The sequence below is a fragment of the Acidobacteriota bacterium genome, from assembly GCA_016195325.1.
Taxonomy (GTDB): Bacteria; Acidobacteriota; Polarisedimenticolia; order JACPZX01; family JACPZX01; genus JACPZX01.
The window spans coordinates 22,634-46,137 of sequence record JACPZX010000120.1; the positions used below are offsets into that span (position 1 = coordinate 22,634).

The 23,504-nt window shown below is 69.8% G+C and carries 21 protein-coding genes and 1 pseudogene; 6 read left to right on the forward strand and 16 right to left on the reverse strand.

Going from position 1 to position 23,504, the window contains the following annotated elements:
* Positions 1 to 25 precede the first annotated feature (25 nt).
* Positions 26 to 760 carry a hypothetical protein gene (locus HY049_19780; GenBank protein MBI3451140.1) on the forward strand — a complete coding sequence of 245 codons (735 nt, stop codon included), beginning with the start codon at positions 26 to 28 and terminating at the stop codon, positions 758 to 760.
* On the opposite strand, the gene HY049_19785 is transcribed toward HY049_19780, so the two are convergent.
* The 3 genes from HY049_19785 to HY049_19795 form a co-directional block, all read right to left on the reverse strand.
* On the reverse strand, positions 757 to 1,038 hold the full coding sequence (locus HY049_19785) for a BrnA antitoxin family protein (GenBank protein ID MBI3451141.1): 282 nt from the start codon (positions 1,036 to 1,038) through the stop codon (positions 757 to 759). The genes HY049_19780 and HY049_19785 overlap by 4 nt on opposite strands.
* Before the next feature lie 47 nt (positions 1,039 to 1,085).
* Positions 1,086 to 2,846: a carbamoyltransferase gene (locus HY049_19790; protein MBI3451142.1), complete on the reverse strand. Its 1,761-nt coding sequence runs from the start codon at positions 2,844 to 2,846 to the stop codon at positions 1,086 to 1,088.
* A gap of 117 nt (positions 2,847 to 2,963) precedes the next feature.
* Positions 2,964 to 3,614 (reverse strand): hypothetical protein, encoded by a 651-nt coding sequence (locus tag HY049_19795; protein ID MBI3451143.1) that lies wholly within the window; start codon positions 3,612 to 3,614, stop codon positions 2,964 to 2,966.
* A 57-nt stretch (positions 3,615 to 3,671) separates the two neighbouring features.
* Here HY049_19795 and HY049_19800 point away from each other — a divergent pair, with 57 nt between their 5' ends.
* The 3 genes from HY049_19800 (at position 3,672) to HY049_19810 (ending at position 7,364) form a co-directional block, all read left to right on the forward strand.
* On the forward strand, positions 3,672 to 5,792 hold the full coding sequence (locus HY049_19800) for an acetate--CoA ligase family protein (protein MBI3451144.1): 2,121 nt from the start codon (positions 3,672 to 3,674) through the stop codon (positions 5,790 to 5,792).
* Between the two features lie 35 nt (positions 5,793 to 5,827).
* Entirely contained in the window at positions 5,828 to 6,250 is a 423-nt protein-coding gene (locus HY049_19805) for a PaaI family thioesterase (GenBank protein MBI3451145.1), read from the forward strand.
* Between the two features lie 181 nt (positions 6,251 to 6,431).
* Complete coding sequence (locus HY049_19810) at positions 6,432 to 7,364, forward strand: RluA family pseudouridine synthase (GenBank protein MBI3451146.1); 933 nt, start codon at positions 6,432 to 6,434, stop codon at positions 7,362 to 7,364.
* On the opposite strand, the gene HY049_19815 is transcribed toward HY049_19810, so the two are convergent.
* From HY049_19815 to HY049_19875, 13 genes and pseudogenes are all read right to left on the reverse strand, one after another.
* On the reverse strand, positions 7,255 to 8,433 hold the full coding sequence (locus tag HY049_19815; protein ID MBI3451147.1) for a hypothetical protein: 1,179 nt from the start codon (positions 8,431 to 8,433) through the stop codon (positions 7,255 to 7,257). The genes HY049_19810 and HY049_19815 overlap by 110 nt on opposite strands.
* The gene (locus HY049_19820; protein MBI3451148.1) at positions 8,430 to 9,176 is read right to left on the reverse strand and encodes a creatininase family protein; all 747 of its coding nucleotides are present in this window, start codon (positions 9,174 to 9,176) and stop codon (positions 8,430 to 8,432) included. Before HY049_19820 ends, HY049_19815 begins: the two co-directional genes overlap by 4 nt.
* A 2-nt stretch (positions 9,177 to 9,178) precedes the next feature.
* On the reverse strand, positions 9,179 to 10,798 hold the full coding sequence (locus HY049_19825) for a benzoate-CoA ligase family protein (GenBank protein ID MBI3451149.1): 1,620 nt from the start codon (positions 10,796 to 10,798) through the stop codon (positions 9,179 to 9,181).
* A 59-nt stretch (positions 10,799 to 10,857) separates the two neighbouring features.
* Complete coding sequence (locus HY049_19830) at positions 10,858 to 11,322, reverse strand: nuclear transport factor 2 family protein (protein MBI3451150.1); 465 nt, start codon at positions 11,320 to 11,322, stop codon at positions 10,858 to 10,860.
* Between the two features lie 914 nt (positions 11,323 to 12,236).
* A complete protein-coding gene (locus HY049_19835; GenBank protein ID MBI3451151.1) occupies positions 12,237 to 13,028 on the reverse strand; it encodes a tryptophan 2,3-dioxygenase in 792 nt (263 codons plus the stop codon).
* A 12-nt stretch (positions 13,029 to 13,040) separates the two neighbouring features.
* Positions 13,041 to 14,171: an aminotransferase class V-fold PLP-dependent enzyme gene (locus HY049_19840; GenBank protein MBI3451152.1), complete on the reverse strand. Its 1,131-nt coding sequence runs from the start codon at positions 14,169 to 14,171 to the stop codon at positions 13,041 to 13,043.
* Between the two features lie 56 nt (positions 14,172 to 14,227).
* The gene (locus tag HY049_19845; protein MBI3451153.1) at positions 14,228 to 15,682 is read right to left on the reverse strand and encodes an NADH:flavin oxidoreductase; all 1,455 of its coding nucleotides are present in this window, start codon (positions 15,680 to 15,682) and stop codon (positions 14,228 to 14,230) included.
* Positions 15,679 to 16,797 carry an acyl-CoA dehydrogenase family protein gene (locus HY049_19850; GenBank protein MBI3451154.1) on the reverse strand — a complete coding sequence of 373 codons (1,119 nt, stop codon included), beginning with the start codon at positions 16,795 to 16,797 and terminating at the stop codon, positions 15,679 to 15,681. Before HY049_19850 ends, HY049_19845 begins: the two co-directional genes overlap by 4 nt.
* Positions 16,790 to 17,581, reverse strand: coding sequence for an enoyl-CoA hydratase/isomerase family protein (locus HY049_19855; GenBank protein ID MBI3451155.1), 792 nt, complete (start codon positions 17,579 to 17,581; stop codon positions 16,790 to 16,792). The genes HY049_19850 and HY049_19855 overlap by 8 nt, the downstream gene beginning before the upstream one ends.
* A gap of 196 nt (positions 17,582 to 17,777) precedes the next feature.
* A pseudogene (locus HY049_19860) lies at positions 17,778 to 18,041 on the reverse strand (MarR family transcriptional regulator).
* Positions 18,042 to 18,082: 41 nt separating this feature from the next.
* The gene (locus HY049_19865) at positions 18,083 to 19,300 is read right to left on the reverse strand and encodes an SDR family NAD(P)-dependent oxidoreductase (GenBank protein MBI3451156.1); all 1,218 of its coding nucleotides are present in this window, start codon (positions 19,298 to 19,300) and stop codon (positions 18,083 to 18,085) included.
* 74 nt (positions 19,301 to 19,374) lie between these two features.
* Entirely contained in the window at positions 19,375 to 19,989 is a 615-nt protein-coding gene (locus HY049_19870) for a response regulator (GenBank protein ID MBI3451157.1), read from the reverse strand.
* A 41-nt stretch (positions 19,990 to 20,030) separates the two neighbouring features.
* Complete coding sequence (locus tag HY049_19875) at positions 20,031 to 20,885, reverse strand: SDR family oxidoreductase (GenBank protein ID MBI3451158.1); 855 nt, start codon at positions 20,883 to 20,885, stop codon at positions 20,031 to 20,033.
* Positions 20,886 to 20,942: 57 nt separating this feature from the next.
* Here HY049_19875 and HY049_19880 point away from each other — a divergent pair, with 57 nt between their 5' ends.
* Together HY049_19880 and rfbC are read left to right on the forward strand one after the other, a co-directional pair.
* Positions 20,943 to 22,955 (forward strand): S9 family peptidase, encoded by a 2,013-nt coding sequence (locus HY049_19880; protein ID MBI3451159.1) that lies wholly within the window; start codon positions 20,943 to 20,945, stop codon positions 22,953 to 22,955.
* Complete coding sequence (gene rfbC, locus HY049_19885; protein MBI3451160.1) at positions 22,952 to 23,497, forward strand: dTDP-4-dehydrorhamnose 3,5-epimerase; 546 nt, start codon at positions 22,952 to 22,954, stop codon at positions 23,495 to 23,497. The genes HY049_19880 and rfbC overlap by 4 nt, the downstream gene beginning before the upstream one ends.
* Positions 23,498 to 23,504: the final 7 nt, after the last annotated feature.

The following is a 23,504-nucleotide window of genomic DNA, read 5'->3' on the forward strand; positions in this document are numbered from 1 at the left end:
CCCGGGAACGGTTCGAGCGGACACGATGGCATCGAGCTCATCATCGGGCGGACCGCTGATCGGGATCCGCCCCTCGAAGAAACCGGAAGCGCAGGCCGCCGCCTCCGCCGAGATCAGCGTCGTGCTGCCGCTGTCGGCGTGCGCCGGGGAGCCGGGGGACGCCATCGAGCGGGCGGTCACGGGGCTCGAGGCGGGCGGTGAGCCCTTCGAGCTACTGGTCGTGGCGCCAGCCGGAATCGCGTCTGCGGATCCCCGGGTTCGCTTCGTGACGTGCGCCGAGGGGTCCGATCGCGGCGAGGAGCTTCGCGCCGGTGTTCTCGCCGCGGCTACGGAGTTCATCGTGCCGCTGCTCTCGGGAGCCATCCCGGCTGCCGGCGAGACGAGGGCGCTTCGCGAGGCGATGGAGTCGTTCGGCGCGTACTCGTACCTGCCGGGTTCCCCCGCCGCGGACCTGGCGATGGTCGTGAGAGCGAGGAGTCTGACGCGGAGAGTCGTCGTCTACGGTCTCGTCGGCGTCTACGGCAGCGATTTCTCAGGCCCCGTGATGTTCAGGCGAGCTCTGTTCGAAAGGATCGGCGCGGACAAGTCGGGCGCCCCGCGCTCGCTTCTGGAAATCGCCGTGCGGGCGAAACGCACGGGCTGCGCGGTTCGCAGCGTTCCGCTCCCCGAGGAGCCTGCCAGTCACGGCCGGAATGTCCCGCTTGCCGAGGTCTGGCGGGTGAGGCTGAGAGTGCGTGCGGCAGCCCTGAAGTCCGACTAGTTGAGGCGATTGTCCGCGGACTTCAGCTCCTTCTCGATGCGCTCGGCGAGAAAGAGCTTCAGCAGGGACTGATAGGGGACGTCCCGCTTGTTCGCGAGGAGTTTGATCTCCTCGAGCATCAATTCGGGCAACCGCAGCGATATCGTCTTCAGGGAGGGTTGGAGGTTGGAAGCAAGGAATCTCCCGCCTTTCTTCCAGTCGACGTACTTCGTCGAATCCGCTCTCGCCCAGAAGCGCCTCTCGTCATCCTCCGACTTGAACTTCGGGATCTTTTTCATGGCGCCTGGTACACCTTCCTTTCTCTTCGATTCATGTCCGGCGCCGCCTACTTCGCTGCCCTTCCGTTCCCCTTCACCCAGAACGGCCCGATCGCCAGGTAGTCGAGCCCCGACTGCAGGAAGGCCCGCACGGCGTCGTTCGGGGAGCAGACGATCGGCTCCTCGTGCATGTTGTAGCTGGTGTTCACGACGGCGGGGACCCCCGAGAGCTTCCGGTACTCGTCGATGAGGCGGTAGTACGACGGGTTCTGTTCCTTCGTGACGAACTGGGGCCGCGCGGTGCCGTCCACGTGGACGACGGCGGGGCAGCTCTTCTTCATCCAGTCGGTGCAGTCGTACGTGATCGTCATGAACTCCGCCGCGTACTTCGACGGCGCGACGTTCAGGTAGCACTGGTCGGCGTAGTCGATGAGCGTGGACGGCGCGAAGGGCATGAACTCGGTCCGCTTGAGCGCCTTGTTGAGCCAGTCGTTGATCGTCGCGTCGCGGGCGTGGTACAGGATCGAGCGGTTCCCGAGCGCGCGCGGGCCGTACTCCATCTTCCCGTTGAAGCGGCAGACGACCTTCCCGGCGTGGATCGCCTCGGCGGCCGTCCTCGCGGGGTCCTCGGGCCTCTCGTACGCGAGGCCGTGCGCCCTCAGCTCCGACTCGATCTCGGCGTCGCTGTACTCGGGCCCCAGGTAGACGTGCGGGATCGCCTTCGGCTCGAGGCGCTTCCCGTTCTTGCGGAGCTCGCGGTCCCAGGCCTTCAGCGCCGCGCCGAGGGGCTGGCCGGTGTCGCCCATGCCGGGGTGAATCGAGACACCCGTCACGCCGGGGATCCCCTGGATCCTCTGGTTCATCTTCACGTTCGCGCAGACGCCGCCGGCGAGGATGATGTTCTTCTGGCCGGTCGCCTCGACGGCGCGCCGGATCGCGAGGGTGACGGTCTCCTCGAGGACCCGCTGGAAGGCGGCGGACAGGTCCTCGCGCTTCGGTGAGCCGAAGTACGAGGGGAGTTTCTTCGTCCGGACGTACTCGGTGTGGAGCGAGAAGACGAGGGGGCTGACCCGCAGCTCCATCCCCTCGGTCCACATCAGCGCGCGGACCTTGTCGTACTCCCTGTCGGGGTCGCCGTAGGCGGCGAGGCCTGTGATCTTCCCGGCGTGGCGCCGCGGGTTGAATCCCAGGATGCGCGTGATGAGCTTGTAGAAGGCGCCGGGGGAGTGGGGCCAGGGCGTGGCGGCGACGCGCCGGAACTCGCCGTCCTTCACCGTCTCGATGACGAAGCTGTGCTCCCAGTCGGACCCCTCCACGACCGCGCTCAGGCACTCCCGGTACGGCCCGGTGAAGTACGACGTCGCCGAGTGGCAGTCGTGGTGAGGGACGTGAACGATGCGCCCGCGAAACCCAGGGAGCTTCGCGAGGACCTTCGCGAGGCGCCGCTTGTAGATCAGCGTGTACTGCGGGATGCCCGTCGAGAGAGCGGCGTTGTACAGGTACGCGAGCGGCCCGCCGACGACCGAGCCGTTGGGGAAGACGGTCATCGACATGCTCTTCCCCTTCGTGTAGAGGAAGGGCTTGTAGATGTACGACGCGTAGTGCCTCAGCTTCTTCGCGGGCTCGAACCCCGAGAGGGCGATGACGTCGATCTGAGACGCCTTGACGCCGGCGATCCGGAGGCACTCGAGGGCGCTCAGGGCGGGGGCCGCCTCGTCCATCTTCACGCGCGTGAGGCGCTCCTCGTTGATGACGGCGAGGATCCGGCCGTCCTCGAGCAGCGCCGCGCCGCTCTCGTGCGTCTCGTAGGCCAGTCCAAGGATCTTCATGCGTGCCGGGCTCTCCTCTGTGGGGTCGGGGGCGGATACAGATAGCGCAGGATCCGACCGCGGTCAAGCCAACTCCATGACGGGCCGGGCGTTAGCGTCGAAATCGTCGAGGGCGGCTCAGAGGTGAGGGGGTGAGCAGCTCCTGGGGCCCTGGTCCTCGATGACGAGGACCGCCTCACCGGGGACGAGGTTCCATCCGGGGACCTGCCCGCAGCCGTGCGAGAGGACGCCGCCGGAGCCGGCGTCGATCCGGGTGACGATCGCCGAGGCGCTGAGACCGCAGTCGAGGCAGAGATCCTCGGGGGTCAAGAGGGCGGTGTGGTAGTCCACCGGATACAGGTTGATCCCCTTCGGCGCCGTCCCGAGGTCCGAGATGGGCAGCGTCTTGAAGAGGACGTCCGTCCCCGCGAGGGCGCCGTCCCGCGCGATGATGTCGAGGACGACGACGCCGCGCCCGTCGAGGAGCTGGAACTGCGGCGCCGCCGAGGCGCACGAGTGCGAGAAGATCTGACCCTGGCCGTCGAACTGGATGATCTCGCCGTCGGGGCCGAGGTGCAGATCCGCGCAGAGCTTCGTCAGCCCGAACCGCCCCTGGTAGGAGCTGCGCGGCGGGAGGGCGAGCATGTTGAAACCCCGCGGGCGCGCGCCGGCGGCGAAGACATGCGTCTGGGAGTAGAACCCTTCGTTCGAGGCCGGGAGGCGGCCCTGCGTGAGGAAGGCGAGCAGGAGGGCGATCCCCACCGCAATCCCCGCTTTCGCCCGGCCCATGCCCCCTCCCCTCGGGAAAGTATACCCTTCAGCCGCGCCGCTGGAGGCCCGAATCGCTTGCCGAACGCCCGTTCCCTCGACCCGATCTTCCGCCCGCGCTCCGTCGCCGTCATCGGCGCTTCGCGCGACAAGAGCTCGATCGGGCGCGAGATCCTCCACAACCTCCTGGAGGGGGATTACAACGGCCCGATTTTCCCGGTGAACCCCCGATCTCCGATGGTCCACTCGCTCAAGTCGTACCCGAGCGTCCTGGACATCCCCGATCCCGTCGATCTCGCCGTGGTCGTGGTGAGGCGCGACCTCGTCCTCGACACCGTCGAGGAGTGCGGGCGCAAGGGGGTGAAGGGGCTCGTGGTGATCACCGCCGGCTTCAAGGAGGCGGGGGAGGAGGGAGGTCGCCTGGAGGCGAAGCTGAGGGACAAGGTCCGCCACCACGGCATGAGGATGATCGGCCCGAACTGCATGGGCGTCATCAACACCGAGAGCCGGATCAGCCTGAACGCCACCTTCGCGCGGGCAAAGCCGCTCCCGGGGAAGATCGGCTTCGTCTCCCAGAGCGGCGCCCTCGGCGAGGCGATCCTCGCGCACGCGCGCGAGATGGGCCTGGGCGTCTCGATGTTCGCGAGCGTCGGCAACAAGACCGACATCTCCGGCAACGACCTCCTCGAGTACTGGGCCGACGACGACAGCGTGTCGCTGATCCTGCTGTACCTGGAGTCGTTCGGAAACCCGCGGAAGTTCCGCCAGCTCGCGCAGCGCATCACGCGCACGAAGCCGATCCTCGCGGTGAAGGCCGGGCGATCGGCCGCGGGGGCGCGCGCCGCCGGGACCCACACGGGCGCCCTCGCCGGGCTCGACGTGGCCGTCGAGACGCTCCTCGATCAGTGCGGCGTCCTGCGAGCCTCGACGATCCAGGAGATGTTCGTCTTCGCCCAGGCGCTCGCCACGCAGCCGCTCCCGCGCGGCAAGCGGGTCGCCGTCGTCACGAACGCCGGCGGGCCCGGCATCCTCGCCGCCGACGCCCTAGAGAACCTCGGGATGAGCCTCCCGCCGCTCGCCCCCGCGTCGCTCGACGCGCTGCGCGCCGTGCTCCCCCCGGAGGCGACCCCCGCCAACCCGATCGACCTCATCGCCTCGGCCCGCGACGATCGCTACCGCGCCGCGGTGAAGATCGCGGCGGGAGATCCCAACGTCGACGCCCTCCTCGTCATCTTCGTCTCGCCGATCATGATCGACGCGCACTCGGTGGCCGTCGCCATCGTCGAGGCGACGCGCGGCACCGACAAGCCGGTCGCGATGTGCTTCATGGGGAAGCTCGGACAGGAAGAAGGTCGCAAGGTCTTCGACGCGGCCGGCATCCCCGTCTACGTCTTCCCGGAGCTCGCAGCCGTCGGGCTCGCGTCGATGGAGCGGTGCCGGGCCCTCCGGGCGCGCGAGGCGGGCAACGTCGTCGCGCTCGACCTCGACGGCGCCGCGGCCTCGGGAATCCTCGCGGGGGCGCGCGCCGCCGGCCGCAGGGATCTGAGCCTGGTCGAATCGCTCGACCTCCTCGACGCCGCCGGCATCCCCACGGCCGCGCGCCGCGTCGTCGCCTCGGAGGCCGAGGCGATCGCCTTCGGCCTCGACGCCGGGTACCCGATCGTGCTCAAGGTCGTGGCGACGGCGCTCAGCCACAAGACCGAGGCGGGCGGCGTGCGCGTCGATCTGCGGAACGGCGACGAGGCGGGGGCCGCGTATCGCAAGATGGCGAAGGATCTGGCGAGGTTCGGCGAGGGATCCCGCATCCTCGCGCAGAAGATGACGGCCGGGCGCGAGGTGATCTTCGGCGTCACGCACGACTCTCAGTTCGGCCCGCTCGCGATGTTCGGCCTCGGCGGCGTCTACGTCGAGGTCCTCAAGGACGTCACGTTCAAAATCCTCCCCCTGACCGACCGGGAGGCGGGGGACATGGTCCGCGGCGTCCGCGGCTTCCCGATCCTCGCGGGGGTGCGCGGGGAAAAGCCGGTCGATCTCGCGGTCCTCGAGGAGATGCTCCTGCGCCTCAGCCGGCTGATCTCGGACCACCCTTCGATCGAAGCGCTCGACGTGAACCCCTTCTTCGCCGCCGAGACGCGCGGAGCGTCCGCCGCCGTGGATGCGCGCGTGAGGCTCAAGGAGATCGAGGAGACCCGCCCGTGACGAAGAGCCTTCAGGAGACGTACGCCCCGAACAACATGTGCTTCGGCTGCGGCCCCGCGAACGAGAAGGGGCTCCGCATCCGGAGCTTCGAGCGGGGCGACGAGGTGGTCGCCGAGTGGAAGGCCTCCCCCCATCACCTCGCGTTCGAAGGGGTGGTGAGCGGCGGCATCTGCGGCGCGCTCCTCGACTGCCACAGCAACTGGACGGCGGCGCGCCATCTCATGAAGGCGCGCGGCGCGGCGGCGCTTCCGTCCACGGTCACCGCCGAATTCCACGTCACGTTGAAGCGGCCCACGCCGATCGCGGCCACGCTGACGATCCGCGCGCGCGTCGTCGAGTCGGAGGAGGATCGCGCCGTGGTCGAGGCGACGATCGAGGCGAACGGGAAGGTCACCGCGAGCTGCCGCGCGACGTTCGTCGCCGTCACGGAGGGGCACCCCGCGTATCATCGTTGGTAAAGTGCGGGGTTGGTAAGGTGCCGGGCTAGTAAAGTGCCGGGCAGGTAAAATTCACGTCCACCCTTCGGAGGCTCTCACCCTGCCCTCGCTCCTCGATCGCCTCGAGACCGTCATCCCCGGCGCGTCGCGGCGCACGCTCCGGCAGATCCTCGAGCACAGCCGCGTCCTCGTCGACGGGCGCGTGGCCCGGCGCGGGAACGACGAGATCCCCGACGGGGCGAAGATCACCGTCCTCCCCCGGGCCGCCGAGGCGGCGGCCCCGCCGGTCCCGATCCTCTTCGAGGACGAGCACCTGATCGTCGCCGAAAAGCCCGCCGGCCTCATCACCGTCTCCGCGCGCTCGAAAGGCGAGGAGTCGCTCTGGTCGTCGCTGAGGCGGATGCTGAAGGCGCGCGCGAAGGACGAGTCGATTCATCTCGTGCACCGCCTCGACGAGCGCGCCTCGGGGCTCCTCGTCTTTGCGAAGACCGAGGGGGTGAAGAGATCCCTCAAGGCCCTCTTCGAGCGGCACACGATCGATCGCCGGTACGCCGCCATCGTCGAGGGAACGATCCTGAAGGACGAAGGGGAGATTCGGAGCCGCCTCGTCCCCCTCGATGAGCCGATGCACCGCGTGCGCAGCATCACGCCGAAAGATCCCGAGTCGCTCCGGGAGGCGGCGAAGGACGCGATCACGCGGTACCGCAAGCGCGGCGAGGGGAACGGGGTGAGCGCCCTCGAGGTGAAGCTCCTCTCGGGGAGGAAGCACCAGATCCGCGTCCACTTCGCGGAGGCGGGGCACCCGATCGCGGGGGACGTCCTCTACGGCGCGGAGAGGGCCGAGCGCCTTTTCCTCCACGCGTGGGTGCTGGGGTTCACGCACCCCGTCACGGGGAAGCCCCTCGAGTTCGTCTCGAGCGTGCCGCGCGATTTCCGGAAGAAGGTGCCGGGGGCCTTCGACGCGCCGAGCCGCACGTTTCCGGCCATGGCTCAGCCGCTCGCCACCCAGCCGAAGCCGCCGGCGCCTAGTGGTGATGCTCGTGCCCCGAAGCCCCCTTCGACGCGAACGAAACCTTCAAGTAGAAATGACAGGAGACCGGGCGGTCCCCGTAAACCGGGTCGAGGCGCGAGGTGAAGCGGTACACCGTCACGTCGGCGCCGAGATCGGTCCCGGCCTCGACGAGAAGCGGGATCGATCGCGCGTAGCCGAAGGTGGCCGCCTCGATCATCGTCCTGTCCGCCGCGACCCCCGCAGGGCGCTGCCTCTTGTTCGCCAGCTCGAAGAGATCCCGCGTCACCCCTTCGATGCGCGTGTACACGGAGTTCGTCTTCCGGAACTTCCACGCCGCCTCGACGCCGTTCCCCCATTCCTGCCCCTCGGGGGTCTGGTCCTTTCCGACGGTCGCCGTCACCGCGATGAACCCGTCGGTGAGCGTGTGCTCGTACATCCCGGACCCGGTCGTCCGCGTCTGCGCCCCCGGCTCGAGCTCCTCGGGGTGCTCGCGCCGGGCCGAGGAGACCTGGAACGAGAGCGCGCTGGTCGCGCGGAAGACGACGCGCCCCGAGTACGAGTCGACGCGTCCCTGCTCGAGGTCCCACCGGTTCGCGTCGGGCTCGCGGCCGTGGAACCCCGACGCCTCGATCGTGAAGCGCGAGAGGTCGAACCCCGCCGTGATGACGTCCTGCGACGCGTGCGTCGAGTCCTGGTTGTGGTGCGCGAGCGGGGCCGTCGGGTTCAAGGACGCCGAGAGTCGGTGCGGGTAGGCGACGGGGCCGATGGCCGGCTCGCCGCGCGGCGCGACGTAGAGGCGGAACGATCGGCTCGCGCCGAGAGGCGTCCGCCACGACGCCGCGATCTGCGTGAAAAGGTCGTGCGGGTGCTGCCGGTCCACGAGGAGGATGCCGTCGAAGGTCTCGCCGCGCTGGAACAGCTCGGGCTCCCCCTCGGGACGGTACGTCGCCGGCTCGAGGGTGAAGGTGCCGAGGAGCTGGAGCGTCCCGCGCCCCCACGGGCGGCTCGCGAAGACCATCAGGTGGTTCTCGGACTGGAAGTCGCGCTCCGTGGACGTCGCCTCCTGGCGGTTCACGTCGAGGAAGGCGTAGCCGTGGTAGCCGACGATCCAGGGGGCGGGGGGCGCGTCCGCCGCGAGCGCGGAGCCCATGAGGGTCAGGGCCACGACGAGCCCCGCGATCGCGCGCGTCACTCCGATCGCCCCTCGCGCACCGCGGTGACGAGGATCCCGGCGAGGACGTCGAGCAGCAGCTCCCCCTCCTCGGCCGTGGCCGCCGCGGGGTCGCCGAAGTACGCGCGATCCCCTCCGGCCGACCGGAAGTCGGTGGCGCCCTCCAGAATCTTTTTCGAGAGGCTCGTTGGGTTCGGCGGCAGCGACGTCATGATCTCCCCCTTCACACCTTCGGGGCGCCTCGCCAGGACCATCGAGCCCTCGAAGCTCCCGGCGTGGCACGCGCCCGAGCGGAACTCCGCGCCGAGCATCCGTCCCCACCGCTTCGATGTCAGATCGGGGAAGAGCGTTTCGACGCCCGTCGCCGCGCGGATTGCGGCCACGGCCTCGCGGATCGACTCGAGGTGAGCCGGCTCGAGATGCGCGTTCGCGATCACGACGCGCCGGAACCCCTGGCCGACGAGCGCCGTGACGACCTCCGTCAGCATCGAGACCGCGGTCGCTCGCGAGATCGAGACCACGCCGCCGAAGCCGCGCGCAAAGTCGGTGACGGCGTAGGCGAGCGTCGGGAGGACGTAGCCTTCCATCCCCTCGCCGCGAAGCGTGGCCGCCGCCCGCTCGGCCATCCCCTCGGCGATGACGGCATCGGTGTCCAGCGGAAGGTGCGGCCCGTGAGGCTCCACCGACGCCACCGGGAGGATGAGCACGGCGCCGCGCTTCGCCGCCGCCTCCGCCTCGGGGTAGGTGAGGCGGGCGAACGCCAGCGTCACTCCTTCCCCCCGAGATCGATCTCCGCGTGGATGGGCGTCAGGGGATACCCCTCGCGGATGAGCTTCCGCTGCACCTTCCCGCGATCGCTCCGAGGCAGGTCCTCGACGAAGCAGACCCAGCGCGGGTACTTGTACGGCGAGAGGTTCTTCTTCGCGAGGTCCTTCAGCTCCCGCGCGAGCGCCTCGGAAGGGGAGGCCCCCTCGCGCACCGTCACGTACGCGCGCGGGCGCGTCAGGCCCTCGCGATCGGCGCCCCCGACGACGCAGACGTCCTTCACGGCGTCGTGTCGGTACAGGCACTCCTCGATCTCGAGAGGGGAGACGAAGATCCCCGACACCTTCAGCATGTCGTCGGTGCGCCCCTCGTACCAGAAGAGCCCCCTGTCGTCCCGGCGGAACTGGTCCCCCGTCACGCACCAGTCGCCGCGGAAGGTCTCGCGCGATTTCCCCCGGTCCTGCCAGTAGCAGAGGGCGGTCGATCCGCCGCGGACCCAGAGCGTCCCCGTCTGGCCGATCGGCACGTCCGCGCCGTCCGGCCCCGCGACGCGCGCGTCGTACCCGGGGACGAGGCGCCCGAGGGATCCCGGCGTCACCTCGCCGAACCGGTTCGAGATGTAGATGTGGAACATCTCCGCCGATCCGATCCCGTCGAGGATCTCGACGCCGAAGGTGTCGATCCAGCGGCGGTACAGCTCGGCGGGGAGAGCTTCGCCGGCGGAGAGGCAGACCCTGAGGCAAGAGAGATCCCGCGCGGCGGCGCCGGGGGACTGGAGCATCGAGTTGATCATCGTCGGCACCGAGGTGAGGACGGTGGGGCGATGTTTTTCGATCATCTCGAAGATCTTCTCGGGGGCGGCGCGCTCCGGATAGAGGGCCGTCGCGCCGCCGGCGGCGAACGGGAACATCAGGTTCGTTCCGGTCGCGTAGCCGAAGAAGAGCTTCGGGACGCTCAGAGTGACGTCCTTCGCGGTGTAGCCGACGACCTGCTTCGCGTACGTCTCGATGTTGAAGGCGAAGTCGCGGTGGAAGTGGACAGCGGCCTTCGGGTGGCCGGTCGTCCCCGACGTGAAGAGCCACCCCGCGATGTCGTCGCGGTGGGTGTCGTAGGTTACGAGATCGTCGTCGGCTTCCTCGAGCTTCTTCCAGAACGAGGGATGTCTCGTCGTGTGCGCGGCGCCTCGCGGCTCGACGACGAGGAGCCACTCGAGGTGGCGCGCGGTCGGAAGTACTTCCTCGAACTTCGGGAGGAGTTCGGCGGAGATCACGGCGACGGGGGCGCGGGTGTACTCGAGGTAGTAGGCGTAGTCGCTCGCGGGATGGATGGTGTTCGCCATGGCGAAGACGCCGCCGACCTTCAGCGCGCCGAACCACGTGGCGACGAACTCGATCCCGTCCGGAAGGACGATGAGGACGCGGTCCTCGGGGGAGACGCCGAGATCCCTGAGGACGTTGCCCGCCCGGTTCGCGAGCGCCTGGACGTCACGGTAGGTGTAGACGCGATCGCCCTCGTAGACGGCCGGCGCGTCGCCGCGGCCCTCGGCGATTCGGTCGTCGAGGAGGTAGCGCGCGAGGTTGAAGCGCTCGGGGAAGGCGATGTCGCGCGGTCCGTCGGTCATGGCGGCGGAAACTATGTCACATCGCCGGGGCGGGGAGAAGTTCGTTATGGCCGCTCGCGCTACCGATAGTCGATGATGCGCCGAATCTTGTCGCCGTCGAACTCGAAAACCTTGGCCGTATCGAACGCGCGATCCTTCCAGCCGGTCTCGTCCTGGAACTCGAACGACTGGTGCAGCTCGAGAACGACGACGCCGGAGCCGACGACCGCCGAGAGCACCTCGTCATGCGGGTTCCGGATGGAGCCGGCGTGCCCGAGCATCCCGCGTCGAATCGATTCCTTCCCTTCGATGCGCGCGCCGGCCTTCGGATGCTCGTAGACCGCGGTGTCCGTCAGGAACGCCAGGGAGGCCTCGACCTCTTTCGCCGTGACTCCTTCAACCTGCCGCGCCCGCTCGGACGAGAGGTAGTCGAGCGCAGTCTTTTTCAGATCCGCGCCGGAGGGGCGGATCTCGGAAGCTGCGTGCACGGAAGGGAACGCCGCGCTGAGGGCACTCGAGAGGACGAGCAGGCGCAAGATCTTCATCATCTGTCTTCTTGCCTCCATCGACGCAGCTTGGAACCGCGAAGGCATCTGGATGATGACATGCGTCCGCCGGGGGGAGGTCACTGCCTGGCGGCCGTTCGTGTCTACAGTTGTCAACAAGTGTCGACAAGATCGGCGCGGTGACGACGACGCCCCGTGAAGAAGAGTAAACCGCAGACGAAGGAGCAATGCGTCCGGAATCTCTTGGAAGACAAGTTTGGTTTCCTCTTGGCAGATGTCGTCATCCCAGAATTCAGTGTCTACTCCGTCGCTAACAACCTCCAAGCGGTCGGGGTTGGCGTCGCGGTGAGTCCTGGCTTGAAGGCCGCTCTCTCATCGGGTCCAATTGCCTATGGCAAGTGTCTCGGCAGTCAGGGCACTTTTCTGGCAGACTACTCTTGAAAGGCATCGGCTAGCGCCGAGTTGCTGGAGGAAGGTCTCACCTGGAAGGCGGCGGGCGTGACGATCGGAGCGGGGCTCCTTGGTGTGTCGGGGGCGCTCACCGTGTTCGCGAGCGCTCCGGAGTATAGGGCGAGGCAGCAATGCGGCGACGTTCAATGATAATCGCCTTCGTGGACGTCGATTCGAGGGCCTTACCGCACGGAGATCCGATGACAGCGCGCGTCTTGCTACTGGCGGTGATCTTCCTCATCGGTTGGGCGGAAGCGGTTCTCTTCAAGCGCAGATTGCTGTCACTCTACACTTGGTTCTTCGGGCTAGGCCTCTGCGGCGGTATGGATAGGGAATCCACCGACAACGGTCCGGCTCATCGCCGCGTGGGGGTTCTTTCTGAGCGGTGTTGTTGCTTTGGTGTTCTACCGTCGGAGGAGACCGAGGAACTCGCCGGACACGTAGGGAGGGCGAATTGCGGCGCCTCAATTCTCTCGTAGCGCTGTGTTGGAGGAGTGCGAGGCTCAGCCCCCGTACCCGCCCGTCCCCAGATGCGTGCGCGCCTCCCACAGCTCCGGGAAGCACCGCTTCTTGAGCGTGGCCGTGAGATACCCGACCCCTTCGCTGCCGCCGGTGCCGATCTTGTGGCCGATCATCCTCTCGACCATCAGCACGTGGTGGTACCGCCAGAGCTGGAAGTTCTCGTCGTACTCGATCATCGCCTCGCAGAGGTCGTACAGATCGTGGTGCGACGACGGCGAGTTGTAGATCGTCTTGAGCGCCTCGATGCGTGACTCGCGCCGCGGCTCCGAGACGACGAACCCCCCGAAGCCCAGAAGCTGATCGAACGCATCGCGCAGATCCGGCTCCACCAGCCGCCGCTCCAAACGCGCGCGATCCTCCGGGAGCAGCTTCAGGTGCGGGAAGGTCGAAGCGTCCTTCATCCCCGAGAGGAACTCCAGCTCCCGGAACTGGTGCGACTGGAAGCCGCTCGCCGGGTTCAGGTGATCGCGGAAGCGCAGGAAGTCGGCCGGCGTCATCGTCTCGAGAACCGAGATCTGCTGCAAGAGCACCCGCTGGATCTCGATGATCCGCCGGAAGTGGCGCGAGCAGCGACGCGTCTCGCCGCGCCCCGCGGCCCCGAGGATCGCCGTCGCCTCGTGGAGGATCAGCTTGAACCAGAGCTCGTAGACCTGGTGGATGATGATGAAGAGAAGCTCGTCGTGCTCCGTCGGATCGGAGAGCGGCTGCTGGAGCGCCAGGAGCTCGGGGAGCTTGAGGTACGCCCCGTACGACTCCGCCTTCTTCTTCTCCAACGTCGTCTCCCCTCAGTGCCCGGCGCGCGCGGCCGCGAGGTGCGGCTCGTAGGCGCGCGTGTCGAGGATCTTCCCGATCTCGGCGATCGTCGCGTCGCACTCTTCGTCCCTCGTGTAGAAATGAGGCGCGATCCGGATCCCGGCGCCGGGGCGGTGATCCACGATGAACTTCCGGGCGACGAGCTCGACCGCGACCGCCTCGGAGTGCGGCACGTTCACCACCACCGTGCCGCCGCGAAGCGCCGGATCCATCGGCGAGTTGATCTTCCAGCCGCGGGCGAGCGCCTGCTCGATCATCCGGGCCGTCTGGCGCATCGACTTCGCGCGGATGTTCGGGACGCCGGCGGCGCGCACGATCTCGTACCCCGGGAGCGCGTGGTAGAGAGGCGCGACCACCGGCGTGCCGTGGAGGTACCGCGCGATCCCGTCGGCAGGGCGGAGGGCGCCGGTCTCGAAGGCGAAGGGCTGCGCGTGCGCCGCCCAGCCGGTGACGGCGGGAGTGAACTGAGGCTGGATGTCGGGGCGGACGTAGAGGTACCCGGCTCCGGGGCCGCCGCAGAGCCACTTGACCGACCCGCCGGTGGCGAAGTCGACGCCGAGATCGGTGACGTTGACGGGGACGGTCCCCGCCGACTGGTACATGTCGAGCATGACGAGGGCGCCGACCTTGTGGGCCTTCTCGACGACCGCCGCGGCGTCCACGATGAAGGCGCTCTTGAAGAGCACGTGGGAGATCGGGACGATGAGCGTCTCCTCGTCGATGGCGTGGAGGAGGCGGTCGATATCGATGTGGATGCCGTCGTCGCTCGGCACGACCTGGACGCGCGCACCGAAGCGCTTCCGCTCCTCCCACACGTACATGACGCTGGGGAAGTTCATCTGCGTGTAGACGACCTTGTTGCGCTTCCTCGAGAAGTCGAGGCTCGACGCGATGATCGACTCGCAGACCGACACGTTCTGGTGCATGCAGACGGAGCCCGGCGGCGCCCCGAAGATCTCGCCGAGCGTGTCGCCGACGGTGAGCGACATCTTCCACCACGCGTCGCTCCACGCGAGGACGCCCCGCGATTCCCAGAGCGTCGCGAAGTCGGCGAGGCGGGAGTGAACCCCCTTCGGCATCGCGCCGAGGGAGTGCGACACCATGTACGTGCAGGTGTCGAGGATGGGGAACTCGTTCCGGTAATCGAGAAGCTTGTCCTTCAAGAGACCCTCCCGCTCAGGCGCTCCCGAGCCGCCTCAGGGTACGACAGAACGGCCCCGGCGGGGTCGGTCGGGACGCTCCGGTTCCCCGCGAGGTCGTAGGCCCGCACCGTGTAGGTGTAGGCGACGCCGGCGACGACGTCGTAGTCGTTGTACGAGCACCCCTTCACCGACGTGACGTGCACCGCCGCGGCCCCGGCCTCCGCGCGCAGCACCTCGTAGCCGTAGACGGCCTCGCCGTCCGCCGCCGGCTTCCAGAAGAGGCTGATGCGCCCCGCCTTCGCCGTGGCCACCAGCTCGCGTCCCGACGGCCACGTGGGGGCTTCGGTGTCGAAGCTCTGAGGCGCCTGGAGCGAGCCTGCCGGCCACAGGACGCAGCGAACTCTCTTGAAGTTCTCGTCGAGGTTCTTGCAGACATTTCCATAGATGCAGCGGACGATCGCCCCCTCGCGGTTCTCCTTCACCTTCTTCGTCCAGTCGGGATCGGCGAGGAGGGCGCGCGCCATCCCGATGAGATCGGCGTCGCCGCGCGCGAGGATCTCCTCGGCCTCGCGGGGGGAGCGGATCTTCCCCGTGGTCACGACCGGCGTCGCCGACCGGTGCGCGAGGAGGAATGCCTTCACGCCGGCGGCCAGCAGGTTGTTCGCGCCGTCGGGATACGAGTCGGGGGGCATGCACCGATCGCCGGAATACCCCGTGTACGGGTACAGCGGATCGCCGGCCTTGTGGATCGCGTCCTCGAACTTCCCGCCGGCCGAGAGCGACAGGTAGTCGGCGCCGAGCCGCGCGAAGCGGAGGGCGATCTGCCGCGCGTCGAGGATCGTGTAGCCGTCCTTGATGCACTCCTCGGCGTCGAAGCGGACGCCGAGGGGGAAGCCGTCGCCGATGGCGCGGCGGACGGAGGCGATCACCTCGGTGGGAAGGCGCATCCGGTTCTCGAGCGAGCGGCCGTACTCGTCGCCGCGGGCGTTCCGCGCCGAGAGGAACGACGAGAGGGTGTAGGCGTGCGCCATGTGGAGCTCGACGCCGTCGAAGCCGGCGCGGCGCGCCCTCTCCGCCGCGGCGGCGTAGTTCTCCGTGATGGATCGGATCTCGGGGAGCGTGAGATCCGAGATCTTCTGGCGCCACCCCGATCGGGAGATCTTGAGGAAGTGGATGATCTGCGGGAAGACCTTCGACGGCCCGGCGTCGTGGATCGCCCGGCCGAGATCCGTCAGCCCCGGCAGGAACCGGTCGTCGCCGATGCGGAGGAGCGGCCCCGACTTCGCCTCGTGCACCGCCATCGCCTCGAGGACGATGAGCCCCGGCTCCCCCTTCGCGAAGCGGACGTAGCGGTCGCGGATCTCGCGGTTGACGTGCCCGTCCTCGCCGGACAAGCGCGTCACCATCGCGGTGAGGACGACGCGGTTCGGGAGGCGAGCCGCCCCCACGTCGAAGGGCTCGAGGAGCTTCACGCGCCGCCCCCGCCTCTCAGGATCTCGCGCGCGATGATGTTCTTCTGGACCTCGGAGGCCCCCTCGTAGATCCGGAGCGCGCGGACCTCGCGGTAGAGCCTCTCGACGGCGGCCCCTCTCACCACCCCCATCCCGCCGCGGAGCTGGACCGCGCGATCGATGACCGTCTGCGCCGTCTCGGTCGCCCGGTACTTGGCCATCGCCGACTCGAGGGCGGTGCGCGGCCGCCCCGAGTCGATCGCGAGGGCGGCCCGCTCGACGAGGAGCGCGGCCGCGTCGATCGACACGGCCATGTCGGCGATCATCGCCTGCACGCCGCCGAGATCCGCGAGGCGCGCGCCGAACTGCCGGCGGCCCTTCACGTGCGCGATCGTCTCGTCGAGGGCGCGCCGCGCCATCCCGACGGCGGCCGCCCCGACCGTCGGCCGGTAGAAGTCGAGGACCTTCATCGCGATCGCGAACCCGTCCCCCTCGTCCCCGAGGCGCCTGGCGGCCGGGATCCGGCATCCGGTGAAGCCGAGAGAGCCGATCGGGTGGGGGGCGAGGCCCTGGAACCGCTCCGTCACGCGGAGCCCTGCGTCGTCCCCGCGCACGATGAAGGCGCTCAGGCCGCCCCGCGGGTCGTCCGCCGTCCGCGCGAAGAGGGTGTAGACGTCCGCGAGGCCGGCGTTGCTGATGAGCGTCTTGTCCCCATCGACGACGTACGCGTCGCCGTCCCGGCGGGCGCGCGTCGCGATGAGCGTGAGATCCGAGCCGGCCCCCGCTTCGGTGAGGGCGATGGCCGCGATCGACGCGCCGCCGGCGAGGTGGGGGAGATACTCCGCTCTCTGCCCCAGCGTGCCGGCTCTCGCGATCGCGCCGGAGCCCAGCCCCTGCATCACGAAGGCGACGTCCGCGATCCCAGACTGGTAGGCGAGGGCCTCGCGGATCGCGCAGACGGCGCGATTGGACAGCCGCTCGTGATCGAGGAGCCCTTCACGGGCGAGGAGCGCCACGAGGCGGCGCGCCTCCGCGTCCTCCTCGGCGGGGGTGCGCGGCTCGGCCATGCCTTCGGCGCGGAGCGCGAGGGCCCGGACCTTTCTCCCCAGCTCGTCGATCTCGCGGTCGTCAGTCAAAATCAGGCTCCCTCTTCTCCTTGAAGGCGCGGAACCCCTCGGCGAACGCCCCCTCTCCCATGAGGGCCGCCTGCGCCTCGGCCTCGTGGCGCATCGCGGTCTCGAGGTCCATCGACGCCTCCAGGTTCAGGCTACGCTTGGTCACGGCGAGGGCGCGGGCCGGTCCCCTCGCGAGCTTCTCGGCCCAGGCCATCGCGCGGGACGGCAGGTTCTCGGCGTGGACGATCTCGTGGAGGAACCCCGCCCGTCGCGCGGCCGGGGCGTCGACGATCTCCCCCGTGAGGAGCCACTGCGTCGCCGTGCCGAGGCCGACGAGGCGCGGCAGGAGCCACGCCGCCCCCATGTCGGCGCCGGAGAGGCCCACCTTGACGAAGACGAAGCCGAGGCGCAGGTCGTCGGCGGCGATGCGGATGTCGGACGCTGCGGCGAGGACGGCCCCGGCGCCCACGGTGGCGCCGTGCAGCGCCGCGACCACGGGCTTGGGAAGATTCCGGATCGCGAGGATGAGATCGCACGTGAGGCGCGTGAAGGCGCGGTGCCGGGCGGCGTCGGCCGCGAGAAGAGGGGCGATGATCTCGTCGTGATCGCCGCCCGAGCAGAAGCCGGGCCCCGCCCCCTGGAGGACGACGGCGCGGACCGCGTCGCGCGCCGCGGGCGACTTCAGTGTGGCGGTGAGCTCCTCGTAGATCTCGAACGTCAGGGAGTTCCGCCGGTCCGGGCGATTGAGCGTGATGCGCGCGACCCGATGGCTCTCCTCATAGAGAAACGTCTTCGGCCCGGGCATGGCGACCTCCTCTTCTTCTCTCGGCGGGGCGCGTCTCGGCGGGGCGCTTCGGTTCAGCCCGACCCTCGAAGTGCGTTTCGATCCGGCGCGCCGCGTCGGCGAGAAGGGCGCGGAGCGCCGCCTGCCGCCTCGCGGGGACGCCGGCCAGGATCCGCTCGACGTCGAGCCGGTGCCGCTCGATCAGCCGCGCGGCGAGGGCCCGGCCTCGCGGCGTGAGCCGCACCCGGGACGATCGCCGATCGTGCGCCTGGATGGTGCGCGTCACGAGCCCGTCGCCGGCGAGGCGGTCGACGATCCCGGTGACGTTCCCGGCGGTGACCAGCAGCCGCCGCGAGATCTCGCGGGAGGTGAGCCCCTGCGGGGAGCGGTGGAGCTGGGCCATCACGTCGAACTGCGGGAGCGTGCAGCGGCCGTCGAGGGTCCGGCGCACGCGGTTCAGGATCAGGCCGTGCGTTTTCATGAGGCGCACCCACAGCGAGAGCGCCAGGGACGGGGGCCGGCTCACAGGATCGCCTCGGCCTCGATTTCCACGAGGGCTCCCTCCTCGAGCAGGCGGCGCACCTCGACGAGCGCCATGGCGGGATAGTGCGCTCCCATGTGCCGCCGGTACGCGCGGCCGACCTCCTTCAGCGAAGCGACGTACACCGCGCGGTCTGCGACGTAGATCCGGAGCCTCCCGATCTGCCCGGCGCCTCCCCCCGCCTCGCGCACGACGGCGAGGACGTTGCCGAGCGCGGCGTCGAACTGGGCGGCGAAGTCGGCGCCGCCGACGAGGCGGTGATCCCGGTCCCAGGCCACCTGCCCGGCGACGAAGAGGGTCCGCCCCGCGCGGAAGAGCATCCCCTGGCTGTACCCTGCGGCCGCTCCCAGCGCCTCGGAGTGGATCGGCAGCCCCTCGCCGGGCCCATCCGGAGGGGCGAGCCCCTCGAGGACGATCGCCTCGCCGCTGAGGAACGCCCCCGCCCCCGCGAGGAGCCACATCACGGCGCCGGCGACCTCGTCGGGGTGAAGCAGCCGTCCCGAGGCGTTCATCCTCGCCATCTCCGCGCGGACCTCGTCGCGGGAGCGGCCGGTCTTCCCGACGATCGCGTCGACGCTGCGATCGAGGAGCGCCGTGTCGACGAAGCCGGGGCAGAGGGCGTTGACCCGCACGCCGGAGGCGGCCACCTCGGCCGCCACGGCGCGCGTCAGGCCGACGAGCGCGTGCTTGCTCGCCGTGTACGCCGAGGTGTAGGCGTAGCCGCGCACGCCGGCGGTGGAGGCGACGCTGACGACGGCGCCGCGGCGCCGCGCCGTCATCGAGGGAAGGACGGATCCCATCGTGTGGTGCGGGCCGTAGAGGTTGACGCGGAGCATGCGCTCGACGAGATCGTCCGCCGTCCGCGCGTGCGGCGCGCTCTCGGCCGCCCCGGCCGCGTTGACGAGCGCGTCGATCTCACCGAAGGCCGCGACGGCGCGGGCGACGGCGCGGGAGACCTCCTCCGCGTTCGTCACGTCGCAGGGGAAGGCGAGCGCCGAGTCGCGGCCCGCCCCGGCGCGGATCTCCGCGGCGGCCGCCTCGATCTCCGCGGCGGTCCGCGCCACGAGCGCGACGCGCGCGCCGGCGCGCGCGAGGGCGGTGGCGACGGCCCGGCCGATGCCGCGGCCGGCGCCCGTGACGAGCGCGGTCGAGATCGGGGGAACGGGGCCTTCCGTCATGGGAGGGGCGACGATCGGCATGAGGCGGCCCGCCTGTGGTTTAGTTCAGGTTTGAACTATCGACGGGGGAGGCTAGCCGGGGGCGCCCCCCCTTGTCAAACCCTGGACTTCATGCGGGCGTCGACGTCGGGGTAGTGCGCGGCGAGGCAGTCGTTGCAGAGCGAGTGGCTGAAGAGGGCCCCCGTGTGCTGCTCGATGTAGCTCTCGAGCTTCTTCCACGTGTCGCCGTCGTCCCGGATGCGGCGGCAGTGCATGCAGATGGGGAGGAGCCCCTGGAGCTGGCGGACGTGCTCTCCCGCGGCGCGGAGCTCCCGCATCCTCTCGATCAGGGCCGCCTCGAGGTCGAGGATCCGGCCGCCGGCGCGGACGCGTCCCCGGAGCTCTGCCGCATGGAAGGGCTTCGTCACGTAGTCGTCGGCGCCCGTCGCCAGCCCCTCGGCGACGTCGTCCTTGCCGTCCCTCCCGGTGAGGAGGATGAGATAGATGTAGGGGGTGTCGCCCCGATCCCGGAGGCGGCGGCAGACCTCTCCGCCGTCCATCCCCGGCATCATCCAGTCGAGGATGGCGAGGCGCGGCGCGTCGGGGGCCGAGAGCCGATCCAGCGCCGAGGCCCCGTCCTCCGTCACGACGACGTCGTGGCCCCATCCCGCGAGGGTCCTCTCGAGCACGAGGCGGGAGGCGCGATCGTCGTCGGCGATGAGGATGCGCATGGGATTCGGGAATCGGCGGTTCGGCGGAATCCTTGAGGGATCTAGCGGGGCGCCCGGCCCGAGAGGCCGAACCGGGGCTTGAGGATCGAATCGATCGCCCGGTCGGGGAGTAACCGGCGCAGCCAGAACATCAGGGAGGCGAGGCCGGTGACGCGGAGTCGCGTGGGAGGGCGGCGCCTCGTGACGGCGCGCACGATCGCGCCGGCGCAGTCGTCGGCCGACATCGACATCGGCCGGCCGCTTGAGGCCCTCTCGGCGAGCACGTCTCGAAGGTACTCGTACGGGCTGTCGCGCCGGGCGAGGATCTCCGTCATGGATCCCCCCGCGGTGGCGGTGAAGGCCGTCTCGATGGGGCCCGGCTCCACGAGGACGACGTCGACGCCGAAGGGCGCGAGCTCCATCCGGAGGGCGTCGGAGATCGCCTCGACGGCGTGCTTGGTCGCGGCGTAGGCGCCGCCAAAGGGGATGCTGACGCGCCCGACGATCGATCCGATGTTGACGATGCGCCCCGCTCGGCGCTCGATCATGCCGCCGGGGAGGCGGGCCGCCATCGCCGCCGCGTCGGCGAGGCCGACGACGTTCGTCTCGAGCTGCCGGCGCCATGCGTCGCGCGAGAGCTCGACGAGGGGCCCCATCTGGCCGTAGCCGGCGTTGTTGATCAGCACGTCGATGCGGCCGAACCGCGCGATCGTCGAGGCGACCGCGCCGCGCGTCGCCTCTTCGTCGGCGACGTCCCACGCGATCGGGTGCAGCCGCCCGGGGTGGCGCGCCGCGAGGTCCTCGAGCGTGCACGGGTTGCGCGCCCCCGCGACGACGGTGTCGCCGAGGGCCGCGAAACGATCGGCGAGGCACCGGCCGATGCCCGTGGAGCACCCCGAGACGAGCACGACGCGCATGGCGGCGATGCTACATCGTTCCTTGACTCTTCGCCCGGAGGCCCGGAAGATGGCGCGATGAGAGAAACAATCGTCGTCTCGCTCGTCTTCGCCGTCATCGGCGTGGCCGGGGCCCCCGCGATCGCCGCCTCCCCGTCGCCGTGGAGGTGGACCCCCGAGGCGATCGTCGACACGGTCGCCGTCACGGGCGTGACGATCTCCCCCGATGGATCGAGCGTCGCCTTCACGCGCTCGCGATGGCGGACCGACGACGCGAAGCCGGGCCCGGCGTGGGCCAGCCTCTGGCGCGTGCCGTTCGGCGGAGGCGAGGCCCAGCGCCTCACGACCGCGGACGCCGAGGACACCCGTCCCCGCTGGTCCCCCGAGGGAGGGCGCCTCGCCTTCATGTCGAAGCGCGGGACGGGGGACGCCGCGAGGACGCGCGTGTACATCCTCCCGCTCGCGGGAGGAGAGGCGGCGCCGCTGACCGACGAGAAGGCCGAGATCACCGCCTTCGAGTGGTCCCCCGACGGCAAGTCGATCGCCTGCCTCGCCGTGGATCGCAAGAGCGAATCGCGCGAGCGGGAGGAGAAGGCGGGGAACGACGCCCGCGTCGCCGATCAGAATCTCCTCCCGAGGAGGCTCTGGATCTGGGACGTCCTCACGGGGAAAGGGGAGAAGCTCGACAGCCTCGGCGACCTCTCGGCGTGGGAGTTCGACTGGGCGCCCGACTCGACGGCGCTCGTCGCGACGGTCACGGACCTGAACCGGACGGACGACGCGTACCTGAAGAAACGGATCGCGATCCTTCCCCGGGCGGGCGCGAGGCGCGAGCTGGTGCCGGAGGTGGGGAAGATCGCCGAGGTCGCCTGGTCGCGGGACGGGAAGACGATCGCGTGGCTCTCGGGCGTGGACGCGTCGGATCCGTGGACGGGGAGCCTCTTCGTCGTCCCGGCCTCGGGGGGCGCTCCGCGCAACCTCACCGGCGCCCGCGAGGAGTCCTCGACGTCCATCTCCTGGCGCGCCGATGGAAAAATCAACGTGACGAGCGCGCGGGGCACGCGGAGCGTCGTGTCGATCGTCGACCCGGTGGCGGGCGCGTGGCAGGACGTGGTCGGCGCCGGCGTCGCCGCCTTCAGCTCCTCGACGTGGTCCGCCGACGGGAGCCGATTCGCCCTCGCCGCGGCGACGGCGGCGTCGCCCACCGACGTCTGGTCGGGATCGCTGCGCCCGGCCGCCTCGCCGCACCCGATCGCGAGGTCGAACCCCCAGCTCGACCCGCTCCCCGTCGGGGCGCAGGAGACGATCCGCTACCGCGCGAAGGACGGCGTCGAGATCGAGGCGGTACTGATCCGCCCGGTGGCTTTCGTGGATGGGCGGCGCTACCCGCTCGTCGTGATCGCGCACGGCGGCCCCGAGTCGTACTACCTCGACGCGTGGCAGAACGCCTGGTCGCATCCGGGGCAGGCGCTCGCGGAGCGCGGGTACCTCGTCCTCTTCCCGAACTACCGCGGCTCGACGGGTCGCGGGGTCGCCTTCGCGAAGTCCGACCAAAGAGACCTGGGTGGGGTGGAGTTCACCGACGTTCTCGACGGCGTCGACTTCCTCGCGTCGAAGGGGTGGGCGGATCCGAAGCGCGTCGGCATCACCGGAGGATCCTACGGCGGCTACTTCACCGCGCTCGGCGTGACGCGCTGGTCGGACCGCTTCGCCGCCGGCGTGGACATGTTCGGCATCACGAGCTGGGAGTCATACCTCGGCGTCTCGGACATCCCCGTGGAGAACTCGAGCGTGCACTGGGACCTCTGGTGCTACGAGAACGCCGCGCTCTGCCGCGAACGGTCCCCCCTCGGCAACCTCGATCGCGCCGCGACGCCGACGCTGATACTCCAGGGGACCGACGACGAGCGCGTCCCGAAGTCGCAGAGCGACGAGCTGTACGCCGCGCTCCGGTGGAAGAAGGTCCCGGTCGAGTACGTCGCCTACCCGCGCGAGGGGCACGGCTTCCGCGAGCGGTGGCACCGCCTCGACGCCGTCACGCGCCTCATGGCGTGGATGGACAGGTACGTGGCCGGGGGCGAGGCCCGATGAGGATCACGCCGACCGACCTCCGGGACGTCCTGATCGTCGACCCCGACGTCTTCCGCGACGCGCGCGGCTTCTTCCTCGAGACCTTCCACGAGCGCAAGTACCGCGAGGGGGGGATCGACGCCCGGTTCGTGCAGGACAACCACTCCCGCTCCACGCGGGGGACCCTCCGCGGCCTTCACGCGCAGCGCGCGCACCCGCAGGGGAAGCTGATCCGCGTGATCGAAGGGGAGATCTTCGACGTCGCGGTGGACATCCGGCGCTCGTCGCCGACCTTCAGGCGGTGGATCGGAGTCACGCTCTCCGCCGAAAACTTCCGGCAGTGCTGGGTGCCGCCGGGCTTCGCCCACGGCTTCTGCGTGGTGAGCGACGTCGCGGAGGTCGAGTACAAGTGCACCGACTTCTACGACGCGGCCGACGAGATCGGCTTCCTGTGGAACGATCCCGACGTGGGAGTCGTCTGGCCGGTGGCGGAGCCGATTCTCTCGGCGAAGGACACCGTCGCGCCGCGCCTGTCTCAGATCCTGGAGAAGCTCCCGCGGTGATCCGGGA

Coding starts and splice junctions, on each gene's coding strand:
- HY049_19780 (MBI3451140.1), top strand. CDS start 26: ATGGCATCGAGCTCATCATCGGGCGGACCGCTGATCGGGATCCGCCCC.
- HY049_19785 (MBI3451141.1), bottom strand. CDS start 1,038: ATGAAAAAGATCCCGAAGTTCAAGTCGGAGGATGACGAGAGGCGCTTC.
- HY049_19790 (MBI3451142.1), bottom strand. CDS start 2,846: ATGAAGATCCTTGGACTGGCCTACGAGACGCACGAGAGCGGCGCGGCG.
- HY049_19795 (MBI3451143.1), bottom strand. CDS start 3,614: ATGGGCCGGGCGAAAGCGGGGATTGCGGTGGGGATCGCCCTCCTGCTC.
- HY049_19805 (MBI3451145.1), top strand. CDS start 5,828: ATGTGCTTCGGCTGCGGCCCCGCGAACGAGAAGGGGCTCCGCATCCGG.
- HY049_19825 (MBI3451149.1), bottom strand. CDS start 10,798: ATGACCGACGGACCGCGCGACATCGCCTTCCCCGAGCGCTTCAACCTC.
- HY049_19830 (MBI3451150.1), bottom strand. CDS start 11,322: ATGAAGATCTTGCGCCTGCTCGTCCTCTCGAGTGCCCTCAGCGCGGCG.
- HY049_19840 (MBI3451152.1), bottom strand. CDS start 14,171: ATGGTGTCGCACTCCCTCGGCGCGATGCCGAAGGGGGTTCACTCCCGC.
- HY049_19855 (MBI3451155.1), bottom strand. CDS start 17,581: ATGCCCGGGCCGAAGACGTTTCTCTATGAGGAGAGCCATCGGGTCGCG.
- HY049_19865 (MBI3451156.1), bottom strand. CDS start 19,300: ATGCCGATCGTCGCCCCTCCCATGACGGAAGGCCCCGTTCCCCCGATC.
- HY049_19870 (MBI3451157.1), bottom strand. CDS start 19,989: ATGCGCATCCTCATCGCCGACGACGATCGCGCCTCCCGCCTCGTGCTC.
- HY049_19875 (MBI3451158.1), bottom strand. CDS start 20,885: ATGCGCGTCGTGCTCGTCTCGGGGTGCTCCACGGGCATCGGCCGGTGC.
- HY049_19880 (MBI3451159.1), top strand. CDS start 20,943: ATGAGAGAAACAATCGTCGTCTCGCTCGTCTTCGCCGTCATCGGCGTG.
- rfbC (MBI3451160.1), top strand. CDS start 22,952: ATGAGGATCACGCCGACCGACCTCCGGGACGTCCTGATCGTCGACCCC.